Here is a 15481-nt window from a genome sequence, read left to right on the forward strand (position 1 = left end):
GACGCCCCGGGCACCGTCGAGGAGGCCCGCGCCGAGGTCGCGGCGGTCATGGACAAGCGGGCCGCCGAGGACCTCCCGTACGTCTTCATCGGCCTGCCGACCACGATCAGCGGCCCCTACGACGACGTGGTGCTGCCCGCCTGGGCCGAGAAGCCCGACTGGGAGCTGGAGGTGGCCGCGGTGATGTCCCGCCCCGCCTACCGGGTCACCGTGGAGGAGGCGCTGGAGTACGTCGCGGGCTACACCGTCGCCAACGACCTGACCGACCGCGCGAGCGTCTTCCGCCGGGACATGCCCCCGATCGGCACCGACTGGCTGCGCAGCAAGAACGCCCCCGGCTTCACCCCGCTCGGCCCGTGGATCGTCCCGGCCGGCTCCATCGCCGACCCGTCCGACCTGCAGGTCACCCTTAAACTCAACGGCGAGACCATGCAGGACGAGTCCACCGCGGACATGATCTTCGGCGTCGCACGGTTGGTCTCGTACATCTCCCAGAGCGCCCGACTGCTCCCCGGCGACCTGGTTCTGACCGGCAGCCCGGCCGGCAACGGCATCCACTGGGGCCGGTTGCTGCGCGACGGCGACGTGATGGACGGGTCGGTCACCGGGCTCGGCGCCCAGCGCACCCGCTGTGTCGCGGAGGAGGCCCGATGAGCGCCGACCGTATCGATCGTACGGATCCCGAGGCAGCGATCGCCGAGGCCGCGAAGGCGTACTCGAACTGGGGCCGCTGGGGCGAGGACGACGTGCTCGGCACGCTCAACTTCCTCGACGAGACCAAGCGCCGCGAGGGCGCAGCCCTGATCCATGACGGCGTCAGCTTCTCCTTGTCACAGAGCTTCGACATGGACGGCCCGCAGAAGGGCTGGCGGCGGCGTACGAACCCGGTGCACACGATGCTCGCCACCGGCACCGACGCCGCTCTGGGCGGCCAGGGCTTTCCGCACGGTTTCGGTGGCGCCGACGACGTGATCGCCATGCCCTTGCAGTGCTCCACCCAATGGGACGGGCTCGGGCACATCTTCGATCACGGCAAGGCGTGGAACGGCCGCCCGGCGGAGAAGGTCGTCACCTGCGAAGGCGACCTGGTCACCGGCATAGAGCACATGGCACCGCACGTCGCCGGGCGGGGCGTCCTCCTCGACGTGGGCCTGGTCATCGGCCAGGACGGCGAACTGCCCGACGGCTTCGCCATCACCGAGGAGCACCTGACCGCAACCGCCGCCTCGCACGGCGTGACCGTCGTTCGTGGCGACCTGGTCCTCGTGCGCACCGGGCGGCTGGCCCGCGCCCGTCGCGAAGGCTGGGGCGACTACGCGGGCGGACCGGCGCCGGGGCTCAGCTTCAGCACGGCCGGCTGGCTGCACCGGAGCGAGATCGCCGGGATCGCCACCGACACCTGGGGCTTCGAGGTGCGGCCCAACGAGTTCGACCACGCCTTCCAGCCGCTGCACCAGGTCGCCATCCCCCACATCGGCCTGCTCATCGGGGAGATGTGGGACCTCGACGCTCTTGCCGCACATTGCGCCGCCGACGGCCGGTACGAGTTCTGGCTCACCGCCGCGCCACTGCCCATCACAGGGTCCGTCGGCTCACCGGTGAATCCCATCGCCGTCAAGTAGCGCCCTGGACTGCCGGGCGTGCCGCGCCCGGACGGCTACGCCACCCTCGCCCGCCCGGCCCGCAACACCCCCCTTGCCGTTTCGCGGCACCATCTCAGGGAGACCCCATGAACGACCCCCGTCCCCGCACCGTCCTCGTCATAGGCGGCGGCGCGTCCGGCAACGCCGTAACCGTGCTGCTGCGGCGGGCGGGCATCGACGTGGAACTCATCGAGGCCAAACCCGACTGGAACGTGCTCGGCTCCGGCATCACCCTCCAGGGCAACGCGCTGCGCGTGCTGCGCGAAGTGGGCGTATGGGACAAGGTCCGGGAGAGCGGCTACGCCGTCGACGCCGTCGGCCTGGCCGCGCCCGACGGGACCGTGTTCCATGTCCAGCAGGACATCCGCACCGGTGGGGAAGACCTGCCCCCGATCTTCGGCATGCAGCGGCCCCGGCTGCAGGAGATTCTGTGTGAGGCCGTTCTCGAGAGCGGCGCGGCGATACGCCTGGGCACCACCGCCGAGGAACTGGTCCAGGACGCGTCCGGCGTCACCGCCCGGTTCAGCGACGGCACCGAGGGCCGCTACGACCTTGTCATCGCCGCCGACGGCGTCAGCTCCCACACGCGCGCGATGATCGGCATCAGCGACAAACCCGAACCGACCGGCATGGCCATCTGGCGCGTCCCCGCGCCCCGCCCCGAGGGCGTGGAGCGCATGGACCTGTCCTACGGCGGACCGTGCTACATCGCCGGCTACTGCCCCACCGGCAAGAACACCAGCTACGCCTACCTCGTCGAGGCCAACCGCGACCGCGCCTCCATCGACCCGGCCTCGTACGCGGACGAGATGCGGCGGCTGGCCGCGCCGTACGGGGGTGCGTGGCCGGAGATCGCCGCGAGCATCACCGACCCCGCCAAGGTCAACTACACCTGGTTCGACCGGCTGCTCGTCGAGGGCTCCTGGCACCGCGGCAGGGTCGTCCTGATCGGTGACGCGGCCCACGTCTGTCCTCCCACGCTCGCCCAGGGCGCGGCCATGTCGCTGGAGGACGCCTCCGTACTGGCCGAGATGCTGAGCGAGGAACAGGACTGGAGTTCCCTCGACGCCCTGCTGACCGGCTTCTACGAGCGCCGGATCGACCGTGTCCGCATGGTGGTCGAAGCATCCGTGCAACTCGGCCAGTGGCAGCTGGACGGCGTCCGTGACGCCGACGCACCCGGTCTGATGGGCCGCACGATGTCCGTCCTGAAGGAGACCCCGTGAACACCGTGGGTTCCCAGAGCAGCGCACCCACGATCGACGTCCACGCGCACGTCCTGCTCCCGCAGGTCGAGGACGCCGTCGCCGGACACCCCGGGCTGGCCGCGGCCCGCGCTCTCGACGCCCGCCGCAACGGCCCCGAGGCCATCGCCGTCAGCGGCCCGATGTTCCGGGACCGCTTCCCGAGGCTGACCGACGTCAAGGCCCGGCTCGCCGCGATGGACGCCTCCGGGATCGACGTCCAACTGGTCTCGCCCTCCCCCTCGCACTACCACTACTGGGCCGACGAGGACCTGGCCCGTACGGTGTGGGAACTTGCCAACGAGGGCACCGCCTCGCACATCGCCCAGGCCCCGGAACGGCTGAACGGCCTCGGCCTCGTCCCCCTCCAGCACCCGGACCTCGCCGTCGACGCCCTCGAACACGCCCTCGGCCTGGGCCTGCGCGGTGTCGAGATCTCCAGCCACGCACCGGGACGCGAACTGTCGGACCCCGCGTACGAACCGTTCTGGAGGCGTGCCGAGGAAACCGGCGCGATCCTCTTCCTGCACCCCTTCGGCTGCACGCTCGACGAGCGCCTCAACCGCTGGTACCTGTCCAACACCGTCGGCCAGCCCACCGAGAACGCCGTCGCGCTCTCCCACCTCATCTTCTCCGGAGTCCTGGACAACCACCCGGGGTTGCGCATCGTCGCCGCGCACGGCGGCGGTTATCTGCCCACCCACATCGGCCGCTCCGACCACGCCTGGCTCGCCCGCACCGACACCCGCGGCTGCGCGCACCCGCCCAGCAGCTACCTCAAGCAGCTGTACTTCGACTCCCTTGTCCATGACCCGGACGTCCTGCGCGAGCTGATCCGGGTGGCCGGCCCCGACCGGGTGCTGCTCGGCTCCGACTTCCCCTTCGACATGGGCACCGACGACCCGCTCGGCGCGCTGCGCGACATCACGGACCTGCCCGCGCCCCACTTCCACGCCGTACGCGGCGGCAACGCGGCAGCGCTGCTCCGCCTTGTCTGAACCATCCGAACCGCACAGAGGAGACCCCCCACCATGAGCACACGTCTGCTCACCCACCTGCGACACGTCGACCTCGCCGTTCCGGACTACGACAAGCAGCTCGACTTCTACGCCGGCGTCTGGGGCCTGACCAAGGTCGCCGAAGACTCCGGCATCTCCTTCCTCGCCGCCGAGGGCTCCCCCGAGCAGTACGTCGTCCGGCTCCGCAAGGCCGAGGAGAAGCGCCTCGACCTCATCTCCTACGGCGCGGCGAACCCCGCCGACGTGGACACACTCGCCGAGCAACTCCTCGCGGGTGGAGTGCAGTTGATCTCCCAGCCGGGCAAGGTCGACACCCCCGGCGGCGGCTACGGCTTCCGCTTCTTCGACGTCGACGGCCGCACCATCGAGGTCTCGGCCGACGTCGACGCGCGCCGGCACCGTCGTGTCGAGGAGAAGGAGTCCATCCCCGTCCGTCTCTCGCACGTCGTCCTGAACTCCCCCGACATCAACGCCACCCGCGCCTGGTACGAGCAGCACCTCGACTTCCGGCTGTCCGACACGATGACCTTGCCGCACATGGGCGAGGTCATGCACTTCATGCGGATCAGCAACCAGCACCACTCCATGGCCATCGCCAGCGGTCCGCACACCTCCCTGCAGCACCTCTCCTTCGAGATGCGCGGCATCGACGAGTACATGCGCGGCTCCGGCCGCGTGATGCGCTCCGGCGCCCGCAAGATCTGGGGCCCCGGGCGGCACATGGCGGGCGACAACACCTTCACGTACTTCCTCGACCCGCACGGCAACACCGTGGAGTACACCACCGAGCTCGAAAAGCTGGACGAGGACACCTGGCACCCGCACATCTACGACCTGACGAAGCCCGAGAACGCCGACCAGTGGGGCACGTCCAACCCGATGAACGAGATGGTCGCCAAGGAGATGCTCAACGACGTCGACCGCGGCGTCTTCGTCGCTCCGCCGGTCTGACCTCTTGGCCCCGGGGGCTCGGCGCACTCCCCCGCCCTGCCATGCCGCCGCGCCCCCGGCCTGTGTCAACCCTCCCAGCTCCCTAGGAATGCCATGCGTTTCGCCACGTACGAACAGCACGGCCGCAGCCGTCTCGCCACCGTCGAGGACGACGGCACCCTCTACCCCTGCCCCGGCACGGGGACGCTTCTGGACCTGATCCAGGCCGGCCCCGAGGCACTGCGCGAGGCGGGCAACGCAAGCCTGGACGTGCCGCGCGGCCCGCACGTCTCCCAGGTGCGGCTGCTGCCGCCGCTCCAACCGCCGTCCGTACGCGACTTCGTCACGTTCGAGGAGCACGTCGAGGGTGTACGACGCAGCATCGACGGAGTCTCGGGCGCCCCGGACGCCTGGTACGACGCGCCCACCTTCTACTTCACCAATCCCTACGCGGTCATCGGCGCTCACGAGGACGTCCCCGTGCCGCCCGGCAGCCAGGCAATGGACTTCGAACTCGAAGTCGCCGCGGTCATCGGCCGCGAGGGCCGCGACCTCACCCCCGAGCAGGCCCGCGACCACATCATCGGCTACACCATCTACAACGACTGGTCCGCACGCGACCTCCAGTCCCGCGAGATGCAGGTCAGCCTCGGCCCCTGCAAGGGCAAGGACACCGCCACCACCCTCGGCCCCTACCTCGTCACCGCGGACGAGCTGGAGCCCTACCGCGACAGCGACGGCTTCCTGCGCCTGGCTCTGACCGCCGAGATCAACGGCGAGGTCGTCGGCAAGGACCTGCTGTCCAACATGAGCTGGACCTTCGAGGAGATGACCGCCTACGCCTCCCGCGGCACCTGGGTCCGCCCCGGCGACGTACTCGGCTCCGGCACCTGCGGCAACGGCGGCTGCCTCGCCGAACTCTGGGGCGTGCGCGGCCGCCAGGACCCGTCGCCGCTCAAGCCCGGCGACACCGTCACCCTCACCGTCGAGGGCATCGGCACCGTCTCCAACACCGTGGTACCCGGTGCCGAACCGGTGGCCGTCCCTCGCGCCCGTACGCGCCCGCGAACGCGCCCGTGAACCGCGCGGCGGAGAGCAGGCCGGCCGACAAGGTCGCCGTCACCGGGACCGCGCGCGGCAGGGCACGGTCGAGGCACCGGCCCGGGCGGGAGCGACCGTGACGGCCACCGCCGGCCGCATCACGATCGCCGAGGTCGAGGAACTCGTAGAACCCGGCGAGCTGCCCCCCGACGCGATCCATCTGCCCGGCGTCTTCGTCCAGCGGGTCCTCGCCCTCTCGCCCGCGCAAGCCGCCGACAAACCGATCGAACGGCGTACGATCTCCGCGCCCCAGGTACGAGAGACGGTGCACAGCTGATGCCCTGGACCCGCGACCAGATGGCCGCCCGCGCCGCCGCCGAACTCACCGACGGCTCCTACGTCAACCTCGGCATCGGCCTGCCCACCCTCGTACCGGGCCACCTCCCGCCGGGAGTCCACGTCGTCCTCCACTCCGAGGGCATCCTCGGCACCGGGCCCTACCCCAGTGAACGCGACGTCGACCCCGACCTCATCAACGCCGGCAAGGAAACCGTCACCGTGCTCCCGGGAGCAGCCTTCTTCGACTCGGCCCTGTCCTTCGGAATGATCCGCGGCGGCCACATCGACACCGCCGCGCTCGGTGCCATGCAGGTCTCCGCGACCGGCGACCTCGCCAACTGGATGATCCCCGGAAAGATGATCAAGGGCATGGGCGGTGCCATGGACCTCGTCCACGGCGCCCGCCGCGTCATCGTCCTCATGGATCACACCGCCAAGGACGGCAGCCCCAAGATCCTCGACGAGTGCACCCTGCCCCTCACGGGCCAGGCCTGCGTCCACCGCGTCATCACCGACCTGGGCGTCATCGACGTCACCTACAACGGCCTGGTCCTAGTCGAAACCGCCCCCGGCGTCACCCACCACGACATCACCGCCGCCACCGCCGCGAAACTGCACACCGCCGCTTGAGGCACGACAACCGATACCTCGTCTGCGTACGCCCAGGACGAGGTCCGGCACATCCACCCTCCAGCCCCCGGCACGCCCGGAACTGCACCAACCAGTTCGGTTCGCCGACTTCACCGACGCCAAAGGCATCGACCGGAATCGGGCGGCAGTTTCAACCATGGATGCACCACGATTTCCGCCGCGACCATCCCTGTTCACAGAGGTACACATGCTCACAGTGACTGGCAGCTGGCCGGGCACCGAGCCTGTACGGGATAAGCCCTCCCTCACCATCTACCAGGTCAACGACGACCAAGGCTGAGGAACCCACCATGAAGAAGCTTCCCGCCGAGCGCGGCCGCGTCGCCGTCATCGGCGCCGGGCCCGGTGGCATGGCCGCCGCACTCTCCGTCCACCAGGCCGGCCACGACGTCGTGCTGTTCGAGCGCTACCCGCATGCCCGACCCGCCGGCAACATCCTCAACCTGTGGCCGCCACCCATCAAGGCACTCGGGCTGCTCGGAGTGAACACCGAGGACCTGGGTGCGCCCTGTACCGCCGAGTTCCGCAACGCCCGCGGCCACCGCCGAGTCCTCGCGGCCCTTCCGGAGCAGGTTGTCCGCGACTACGGCGGTGGCTTCATCGGCCTGCTGCGCCCCGAGCTGTACGAGCGGCTGCTCGACGCGCTGCCCGAGGGAGTCCTGCAGGACAACCACACGGTGGAGCGCGTCGAGCAGGACGAGAGCGGTGTTCGACTGCACCTCGCGGACGGACGAGTCCACGAGGCGGACCTCGTGATCGGCGCGGACGGCATCGATTCCCTGGTCCGCCGCACGCTGTGGGGCGACAGCCGCAAGCGCGAGCACAACCTGCACATCTTCGGCGGCTACACCTTCGACGAGAGCGTCGCGACAGAGCCCGGGATGTGCGTCCTCTCCCACACCCGCACTGTGCAGGGCAGCTGGACCGCCATCCGCAACAAGGGACGTGACGGCCACCAGTGGTGGATGCTCGAAGCGTTCGACGCAAGCCGGGAATTCACCGGGGACCTGCACTCTAGGCCTGCTGGGACTGCCGGGCGGTGTGCGGCTTGCGGGGGGGCCTCGAAGGCGTCGAGTGCCTGGCGGACAGCGGTGTAGTCGCTCAGGTCCACCCGGTGACTCCACCCCCAGTTCGATCCTCACTCAGCTCGGTGAGATCGACCGGGTCGAAGCCCGCTTCACCGCACTTCTCGGCCTCGGCCCTGGCGAGACACACGACACCGCTTCCTGAACCACGTGGCTGGGGCCGCGCCCGCGCCCGGCGGGGCGGGCGTTTGTCCCAGAACAGCAGGGCGCCCGACGCACGCCCCGGCACAGAACGCCAAGCGTTCATCGGGAAGTCGAGAACAACCTCTCCTAGGCTCCGCGACCGTCGGTCAACGCATCGCTGGGATCCGCTTGGAAGTGGCCGAGCGCGGATGGGGTTCGCCGCCGACAACAACTCGGCCACCAGCCGGTCACGGGTACGCCGAGCACCCCGGCGTTCGAGGAGTCGCTGCGCCACAATGCGCCCCTGCAGTACGTTCTGCGCACTGTGACGCAGGAGCGGTAGATCTCCGGCTGCCCCGTCAAACCCGGCGACCGCCTGGCCGTCAGCCTCCGGTCGGCCAACTGGGACGACCGGGCCTGGGGCGCCGACGCCGCGGACTACTCTCTCGACCGCCCGGCGGGACAGGCCACTCCCATGACCTTCGGCTACGGCATCCACACCTGCCTCGGCGCACCACTGGCCCGGTTGGAGTCCCGCGTCGTCCTGGAACAGCTGCTGGGGCGCTTCCCCGAACTGCGGCTCGCTCCGGGTTATCGCCGTGAGCCCCCCGGTCATGGTCCGCCGCCCGGCTCGACTCGACGTCGTGCTCTGATCTGAGCGGGGCTTCTCCCGAGGACGGCGCCGTGCTCATCGGCTATGCGCGCTCGGCCGGCCGGAAGACCGTCGCCCGCCACGAGGGCGTCGGCCGGGCCGCGGAGCAGCTCAGGGCCGGACAGCCGACGGTCACCACGCGATCAGCCGGCACGGTCATCGAGGGGGTGTGCTTGCCCGCAGGACGACGTTCGTGTCGACCGGTACGATCCGCGAGGCGTCATCGTCGGAGAGCGCGAGCTCCATTGCCCGGAACCCGACCTGCTGGAGAGGGACGGTCACGGAGGTCAGCTCCGGGACGACGTCCACCGCCGGGCCGATGTCGTCGAAGCCGGCGACGGCGATGTCCTGGCCAGGGACAAGCCCGGCGTCGCGGAATGCGGTCATCACGCCGATCGCCATGACGTCGCTGACCGCGAAGACGAGTTCCGTGCCGTCCAGTCCCCGCCGGACGAGCTCCCGGGCCGCCGCACATCCCCCTCGGCGACTGAACTCGGCTTCGACCACCAGCCGCTCGTCGACGTCGATGCCGAACTCGCGCAGGCCCTCCACGAAACCGCTGCACCGGTCACGGGACGTCCTGAGGCCGGTGCCCGCTCGGACCACCGCGAACCGCCGGTAGCCGAGCCCTACCAGCGCGCGGGCAAGCTGCCGCGCTCCACCGTAGTTGTCGATGCTGACGGTGCGGAACGGCAGGTCGTGCTGGCTTACCAGGACCACGCTGCCGCCCGCTTCCCGGTAGGCATCGAGTTCCTCGACCAGAGCATCGCGGGTGCCGGTGCCGTCGATGCGACTGCCGGTCATGATGATGACGCGGGGGCGCAGGCCGCGCAGCGTCCCCACGATCTGGAGTTCCCGCTCCGGGGAGCGGTCCGCGACCGCCATGGTCACAATGAGTCCGGCAGCCTCCGCTGCCTGCGTCACCCCTGCCGCGATGGAGGAGAAGTACGGGTCGTCGACACCGCTGACGACCAGCGCGGCGATGTTCGTCGAACCCCGCGCGATCGCCTGGGCGGACAGGTGCGGTGCGTAGTCCAGTTCCGCGGCCGCGGTGAGCACACGGTCGACGTTCTCCTGCCGGACGTTGCGGACGCTGCCGTTGAGCACCCGCGACGCCGTCGCCTGTGAGACGCCCGCTGTCCGCGCCACATCATGCAGGGTCACCTGGCGCCCCTCGGATACGGCCTCCCCGCGACGCCGTACAGGCGCTGCCGCCCCATCTTCCATGCCGCACATTGTGCACCGAGCCGCCCTGCGCCTGGAAGCCGCGGATTCACTACCGAGGGTCACTCCGTAGGCCGGTGCGCTTACTGCGCCGCACATGCCTGCCGGAATCCAACCGGGCCGACGCAACCACCTTCCAGCCGGGCGACCGTATCCCGAGTCAGTCACCGGCGCTTTCGTCCTCACGTCGGCGACCTGGCCAGGGATATCCTCGGGTAGCGTCGACGGCGGCTCGTTTTCGTGGTGCGGGAGGAACAGCACGATGCCCCATTCAGCGAGGCCGACCGTCACCCTGCGTGACGTGGCGGCGGCCGCCGGTGTGTCGGTCCCGACCGCGTCGCGAGTGCTGGGCGGCAGTTCCCGGACGGTCGCGGAGGAATACCGACAGCGCGTCCTCTCCGCCGCGGCTGCGTTGCGCTACACCCCGGACGCCTCGGCCCGGGCGATGCGGCGCGCGAACGACTCGATCGCGGTGGTCGGCGACGACCTCACGACCCCGTCGATGGGAATAGTCGCCGCGGCGATGGAACGGCAGGCGCGCAACGCCGGGGCCTTCGTAACCGTCTCGTCGACCCACGGCACCGCCGAGCGGCAGCTCGAAACCGTCCGGCTGCAGCGTGCACTCCGGCCGCGTGCGCTCATCCTGACCTCGAGCCGCCTCGACACGAACGCCCTGGGCGGCCGCCTGCTCGACGAGTTGCTCGGCTACGAACGCGAGGGCGGCCGGGTGGTGATCGTCGGCGACACCGACATGCCGTTCGACTCCATCAGCTTCGACAATCACGGCCCCGCGAAGGAGTTGGGCACCTATGTCGCCGGGTCGGGACACAGGCACGTGACGATCCTCGCCGGCGCGCGCGGGCAGGGGAACGTCTCCGCCCGTACCGCGGGCTTCATGGCCGGGCTCCGCGACGGCTGCGTCGAGGAGCGGCACATCCGGATCACGCACTGCACGGTGAGCCGCCAAGGGGGGTTCGACGCGGCGCGGCGTCTGGTCGCCGAGAATCCGCCCCACGCCGTCCTCGCCGCAAACGACACCATCGCCATCGGTGCGATGTCCGCCTTCCGGGCTGCCGGGGTGGCGGTGCCGGGCGACGTATCGGTGACCGGTTTCGACGACATCGAGCTCGCCATCGACGTGACTCCGCGGCTGACGACCGTGTCATTGCCGCTGGCACAGGCAGGTGCCGCAGCGGTCCGCCTCGCGCTCGCGGATCGTGCGGAAACAGAGCATCTGATGATGCGCGGGCAGGTCGTGGTGCGCGACAGCACGGCGATCCGCGTCGCCTGAACCGCTCCTGAGCCGATCACTCCGGCCGACGCACACAGCGTCTACAGGCCAACGGAACCTGACACGTCAAAGCCGCATCTTTACCCGCTGACCGACGCTTGACGCCTTCGATCACGGGCGGGCATTCTGCGCGGAATGCGATTTCCCACCAGGAAACGACTCCTCCACCGGGCGGGCCCCGCCTCTGCGATCCCACACGACCGGCCCCGGACCGAGTCTCAGTACATGCCTCACTCGCACCCGTACCCCCTCCGAGGAGGATCTCCCGCACAGAACGTCACCTTCGACGGCGTGGGCGCGGCCAGCGGAGGAGGTGGCAACACCCGCCTGCTGGCCGACTACCCGGTCACCCAGCGCAACCAGATCCTGTACTACTTGCTCAAGCCCGGTTACGGCGCGGCCCTGCAGATCGTCAAGGTCGAAGTCGGCGGCGACGTCAACTCCACCGACGGCACACCCACCGACCAGTGGGTCACCAACGGCAGCAACAACCAGCGATGGAAGCTGGTCAAGGTCTCGTGACTGGCTGAGCACGCGACCGATCCCACGGGGCGGGGCAGCCCGGACCGCCGGTCTGCCACGCCCCGCGCCCCGCGCCCCGGGAGCCAGGAGATCCGCATGCACCGCTGGGCCCCGCCTGGAAGCGGGTACTTGAGCAGCCAGCACGGAGCGCCGTCCGAAGCCACCGGGCTGCCACGGCTCGCTGTCACCTGGTGCCGTCAACGTCCGGCAGGACCCTCCGTAACGCTGACGCATTCATCTGTTCCAAACCTTGACGCACTCGATCGCAGCTGGGCACACTGCGCGGAATACGATTTCCCGCTACGGCCCCAGGGGCAGGCGCGAGATTCTCGAGGGCCGGCTTCACATCCGGGAGGGCACTGTGACACTGGAAGCACGGCTCATGGAGCCACCGCCGAGCTCAGCCCTCGATGAGGCATGTCCGGCCGGACCCGTGCCCATGCCGTCGCGCGCCCGTCGGCGTGTCCACCGCGCGGTCCCGAACTGCCCGCGCCCCGAGTCGTTACGCGACGTCCCGGCTGGAGGCGTCACGACAGGAGCCAGTACCTCACCACCCCAGACGACAAGAAGAGGACCATGACCGTCGACCGAAGACTTGTGTCACGAGCGACAGCCGCCGCATTGTGCGCGCTGGCAGTCGTGCTCGCGTCGATCGTGCTCATACCCGCGCAGCGGGCCTTCGCCGCGGGCACCACGTACTACGTAAGTATGAGCGGCAGCGACAGCAATGCCGGAACCAGCAGCAGCGCGCCTTGGCGCTCGCTGAGCAAGGTGAACTCGAAGACGTTCCAGCCCGGCGACACCATTCGTTTCGAGTCCGGTGACAGCTGGACCGGGCAGCTGTGGCCGAAGGGCTCCGGCGCCGACGGCGCCCCGATCTCCATCGACAGCTACGGGGCGGGCGCCAAGCCGAAGATCGCCGGCCAGGGCACGGTCAGCGACGCGGTGCGGCTGTTCAACCAGCAGTACTGGGAAATCCGCAACCTCGACGTGTCCAACGCGGTGCCCACCGGGACGACAGACGGTTCGAAGCTCGGCGACTTCCGTGGCATCGGCGTGCATGGCAACAACGGCCAGACCCTGCACCACTTCGTGATCGACTCGGTCGACGTGCACGACGTCACCGGCGAGGTCAAGTGGGTCGGCGGCAGCACTGCCAACAACAAGCCGGGCATCACCTTCGGGCAGGGCTGGGACCGTTCGAAGAACACCGGCGGCATCGCCTTCCTCACCGGCGTCCAGGACATCACCGCGCCCGGCGCCCCCACGATGCTCGACGGCATCACCGTGCAGAACTCCACCATCAAGAACACCTCGTTCAACGGAATCGTCACGAAGCAGTACGCCGGTGACGCGCCCGGTGCCGTGTACACCGGCTGGGGCAAGCGCGCCACGGCCAGCGACCCCAACTGGAAGCCGTACACCAACGTCACGTTCCGCGGCAACTACATCACGCAGGCGAACACCCCCTTCGGCTGCAACGGCATCTACATCACCGGCGTCCGGGGCGGGCTCGTCGAAGGCAACGTGATCGACCGGGTCGGTGTCTCCGGCGTCGAGACCAACATGGCCGACAGCATCACCGTCCAGCACAACGAGATCATGGGTACCCGCCTCTCGTCCGGCGGTGCCGACCAGAATGCCCTGGACCCCGACATCGGCACCACCAATCAGCTGTTCCAGTACAACTACCTCCACGACAACGGCGACGGCATCCTGCTGTGCGCGTGCAACTCCGCGGTCAAGTTCGGCAGCGTGGTGATCCGCTACAACGTCATCACCGGCAGCAAGCGGTGGAACATCCACATGTCGCAGCAGACCGGCTCGGTGGCACACGTCTACAACAACACCTTCGCCAACACCGATTCGCCGACCATGGTGACCGGCGGTGTCGGCGGCAAGGTCACGTTCACCAACAACCTGTTCGTCTCCGGACAGTCCGCACCCCAGTTCAGGCAGCAAGCCAGCATCGTCTACAACAACAACGGGTACTCGTCCAACCTGACGACTCGGCCCTCGTCCGACGTGAACGCCGTGGTCGGCGCTCCGCAGTTCGTGAACGCCGCCGTCACGGGGCCCTACGGCGACGAGAACGGCACGAGACTCGCCACGGCGACGAACTTCGCGCTCCAGTCAGGATCGGTCTTCGCCGACGCCGGTGCCACGATCACCGGCAACGGCGGCCTCGACTACTCCGGGGCAACCGTGCCGATCGGGAACGGTCCGGAGATCGGTGCCCTCGAACGAGGCGCGCCCAACATCGCGTTCACGGACACCTTCGACGGCCTGGCGACCGGCGCGCTCGCCAACGGGACCAACGGATGGCGAGTCATCTCGACCAACAACGACGTCTCCGTGGTGGGGACGCCGTCCGCCACCGACAAGAGCGTCCGGCTGACCCGCACCATCGAAGGCGGCGGCACCGACGGGACCAACCTCGGCCGGCTCTTCAGCACCCCGCTGCAGGGCGTGGTGACCATCGACGCGCAGGTGATGCGCAACGACACGCAGGCCGGCTGGTTCGGGCTGCCCTACCTGTACAACGCCAGCGGCGCCCCGGTCGTCAGCGTCGCGTTCGCGCGCGGTGAGATCCACGCGTACGAGGGAACCACGGACCGTGTGATCGGTACGTACACCACTGGCAAGTGGTACCCGGTCAAGCTCATTGTGGACACCGTGAACCAACGCTTCGACCTGGACATCGACGGCCGGCGCGTGTTGAACGACGCGGCGTTCCGCACCTCGATGCCGGGGATCGCGAAGGTCGCGTGGTACTCGAACGGGGGCGAGCGCGGGGCCGTGCACGTGGACGACGTCCGCATCTCCCGCGGTACCGGATTCGGCCAGTGACAGCCAGGTCCAACTGGTGGCGCGGCATTAGGGTAAGTGCACCCAAGCCAGCAAGCGCTTCCACCTTCTAGAGTGCCCAGTTCAAGCTGATGCCCTGACAAAGAGAAATCAGCTCTGCCAGGCCGATATTGGCCTGGCAGAGCTGATTTCCGTACTGATCAACGTGGTGAAATCTGCTGCAGCCTGTCACTTACCACCGGCACATAAAATTTGGTGATACCGGCCATATTGGGATGCGTTCCCGATCCCTCCGTGCCAGGGAAACCGTCGACCAGGTCGTCGAATGTGTATTTCGCACGCTGAGCGTCATCGCGCGTGTCGAACGTGGTATCCCCGAAGATGTCGGCAATGGCGATGTCCCACTTGCGACAGGCCTGCAGGGTCACCTTACGCAGCGCCACCTGGGTGCCCCAGTCCCGCGAACCGAGTTTGTGGGCGGCGACGTACACGATTCGGGCGGTCGGCCATTTCCGCTTCATCGTGTGCAGCGTCCTGTCCAGTTCGCCCGCGTAGGTGCCGATCGCGTAAGCGCGGTCCCTGAAGATGGACTGGGCGTCGTTGGTGCCTCCGTCAAAGATGACGAAGTCCGGCGCGATGTCGGTCGCCTCCTCGACCTGCGCAAGTATCTGCCCACCGGAAGCATGGGGGTCGGCGGCGATGGTCGCGCCGTTCCGGGCGAACTTGGTGAGAGGCATGCCCTCGCGCTCTGAAACGAGGTCCACAAAACTGTGCGGATACGCATGTCCGTACACAATGCTGTCCCCGAAGGCATAGACACTCTTGCCCGCCAACCCACTGTTCACATCATTCTCCCTGCGACTTCGCTATTTCAGGCTTGATTTTAGGCAGAACATTGACCCACTGGGC

At 68.9% G+C, this 15481-nt stretch carries 14 protein-coding genes and 1 pseudogene; 13 read left to right on the forward strand and 2 right to left on the reverse strand.

Annotated features, from left to right (window positions below):
- The 10 genes and pseudogenes from RB628_RS30980 to RB628_RS31025 form a co-directional block, all read left to right on the forward strand.
- Nucleotides 1-654, forward strand: a 654-nt coding sequence (locus RB628_RS30980; RefSeq protein WP_318323903.1) for a fumarylacetoacetate hydrolase family protein, incomplete at its 5' end; no start/stop codon positions are given.
- Nucleotides 651-1622 carry a cyclase family protein gene (locus RB628_RS30985; protein WP_318323904.1) on the forward strand — a complete coding sequence of 324 codons (972 nt, stop codon included), beginning with the start codon at nt 651-653 and terminating at the stop codon, nt 1620-1622. The genes RB628_RS30980 and RB628_RS30985, both read left to right, overlap by 4 nt.
- Before the next feature lie 107 nt (nt 1623-1729).
- Nucleotides 1730-2869, forward strand: coding sequence for an FAD-dependent oxidoreductase (locus tag RB628_RS30990; protein WP_318323905.1), 1140 nt, complete (start codon nt 1730-1732; stop codon nt 2867-2869).
- A complete protein-coding gene (locus RB628_RS30995) occupies nt 2866-3885 on the forward strand; it encodes an amidohydrolase family protein (RefSeq protein ID WP_318323906.1) in 1020 nt (339 codons plus the stop codon). Before RB628_RS30990 ends, RB628_RS30995 begins: the two co-directional genes overlap by 4 nt.
- Before the next feature lie 33 nt (nt 3886-3918).
- Nucleotides 3919-4857, forward strand: coding sequence for a VOC family protein (locus RB628_RS31000; protein WP_318323907.1), 939 nt, complete (start codon nt 3919-3921; stop codon nt 4855-4857).
- 93 nt (nt 4858-4950) lie between these two features.
- Nucleotides 4951-5916 (forward strand): fumarylacetoacetate hydrolase family protein, encoded by a 966-nt coding sequence (locus tag RB628_RS31005; RefSeq protein WP_318323908.1) that lies wholly within the window; start codon nt 4951-4953, stop codon nt 5914-5916.
- 97 nt (nt 5917-6013) lie between these two features.
- A pseudogene (locus RB628_RS31010) lies at nt 6014-6214 on the forward strand (CoA-transferase); the annotation flags it as partial.
- Nucleotides 6214-6846: a CoA transferase subunit B gene (locus RB628_RS31015; RefSeq protein WP_318323909.1), complete on the forward strand. Its 633-nt coding sequence runs from the start codon at nt 6214-6216 to the stop codon at nt 6844-6846. The pseudogene RB628_RS31010 and the gene RB628_RS31015, both read left to right, overlap by 1 nt.
- A 311-nt stretch (nt 6847-7157) precedes the next feature.
- Nucleotides 7158-7964 (forward strand): FAD-dependent oxidoreductase, encoded by an 807-nt coding sequence (locus tag RB628_RS31020; RefSeq protein ID WP_318323911.1) that lies wholly within the window; start codon nt 7158-7160, stop codon nt 7962-7964.
- A gap of 487 nt (nt 7965-8451) precedes the next feature.
- The gene (locus RB628_RS31025) at nt 8452-8733 is read left to right on the forward strand and encodes a cytochrome P450 (protein ID WP_318323927.1); all 282 of its coding nucleotides are present in this window, start codon (nt 8452-8454) and stop codon (nt 8731-8733) included.
- A gap of 150 nt (nt 8734-8883) precedes the next feature.
- Here RB628_RS31025 and RB628_RS31030 read toward each other — a convergent pair whose 3' ends face one another.
- Nucleotides 8884-9891, reverse strand: a complete 1008-nt coding sequence (locus RB628_RS31030; protein WP_318323912.1) for a LacI family DNA-binding transcriptional regulator — start codon at nt 9889-9891, stop codon at nt 8884-8886.
- Between the two features lie 322 nt (nt 9892-10213).
- Here RB628_RS31030 and RB628_RS31035 point away from each other — a divergent pair, with 322 nt between their 5' ends.
- The 3 genes from RB628_RS31035 to RB628_RS31045 all read left to right on the forward strand — a co-directional run bounded on the left by RB628_RS31035 (nt 10214) and on the right by RB628_RS31045 (nt 14614).
- The gene (locus RB628_RS31035) at nt 10214-11242 is read left to right on the forward strand and encodes a LacI family DNA-binding transcriptional regulator (protein ID WP_318323913.1); all 1029 of its coding nucleotides are present in this window, start codon (nt 10214-10216) and stop codon (nt 11240-11242) included.
- Nucleotides 11243-11467: 225 nt separating this feature from the next.
- Nucleotides 11468-11764: a hypothetical protein gene (locus RB628_RS42730; RefSeq protein ID WP_412180749.1), complete on the forward strand. Its 297-nt coding sequence runs from the start codon at nt 11468-11470 to the stop codon at nt 11762-11764.
- A 576-nt stretch (nt 11765-12340) separates the two neighbouring features.
- Nucleotides 12341-14614 carry a right-handed parallel beta-helix repeat-containing protein gene (locus RB628_RS31045; RefSeq protein ID WP_318323914.1) on the forward strand — a complete coding sequence of 758 codons (2274 nt, stop codon included), beginning with the start codon at nt 12341-12343 and terminating at the stop codon, nt 14612-14614.
- A gap of 158 nt (nt 14615-14772) precedes the next feature.
- On the opposite strand, the gene RB628_RS31050 is transcribed toward RB628_RS31045, so the two are convergent.
- Complete coding sequence (locus RB628_RS31050; RefSeq protein ID WP_318323915.1) at nt 14773-15417, reverse strand: SGNH/GDSL hydrolase family protein; 645 nt, start codon at nt 15415-15417, stop codon at nt 14773-14775.
- Between the last annotated feature and the right edge of the window lie 64 nt (nt 15418-15481).

It is taken from the genome of Streptomyces sp. ADMS (assembly GCF_033441795.1).
Lineage (GTDB): Bacteria > Actinomycetota > Actinomycetes > Streptomycetales > Streptomycetaceae > Streptomyces.

Coding starts and splice junctions, on each gene's coding strand:
- RB628_RS42730 (WP_412180749.1), top strand. CDS start 11,468: ATGCCTCACTCGCACCCGTACCCCCTCCGAGGAGGATCTCCCGCACAG.
- RB628_RS30990 (WP_318323905.1), top strand. CDS start 1,730: ATGAACGACCCCCGTCCCCGCACCGTCCTCGTCATAGGCGGCGGCGCG.
- RB628_RS30985 (WP_318323904.1), top strand. CDS start 651: ATGAGCGCCGACCGTATCGATCGTACGGATCCCGAGGCAGCGATCGCC.
- RB628_RS31020 (WP_318323911.1), top strand. CDS start 7,158: ATGAAGAAGCTTCCCGCCGAGCGCGGCCGCGTCGCCGTCATCGGCGCC.
- RB628_RS31045 (WP_318323914.1), top strand. CDS start 12,341: ATGACCGTCGACCGAAGACTTGTGTCACGAGCGACAGCCGCCGCATTG.
- RB628_RS31015 (WP_318323909.1), top strand. CDS start 6,214: ATGCCCTGGACCCGCGACCAGATGGCCGCCCGCGCCGCCGCCGAACTC.
- RB628_RS31005 (WP_318323908.1), top strand. CDS start 4,951: ATGCGTTTCGCCACGTACGAACAGCACGGCCGCAGCCGTCTCGCCACC.
- RB628_RS31035 (WP_318323913.1), top strand. CDS start 10,214: ATGCCCCATTCAGCGAGGCCGACCGTCACCCTGCGTGACGTGGCGGCG.
- RB628_RS31000 (WP_318323907.1), top strand. CDS start 3,919: ATGAGCACACGTCTGCTCACCCACCTGCGACACGTCGACCTCGCCGTT.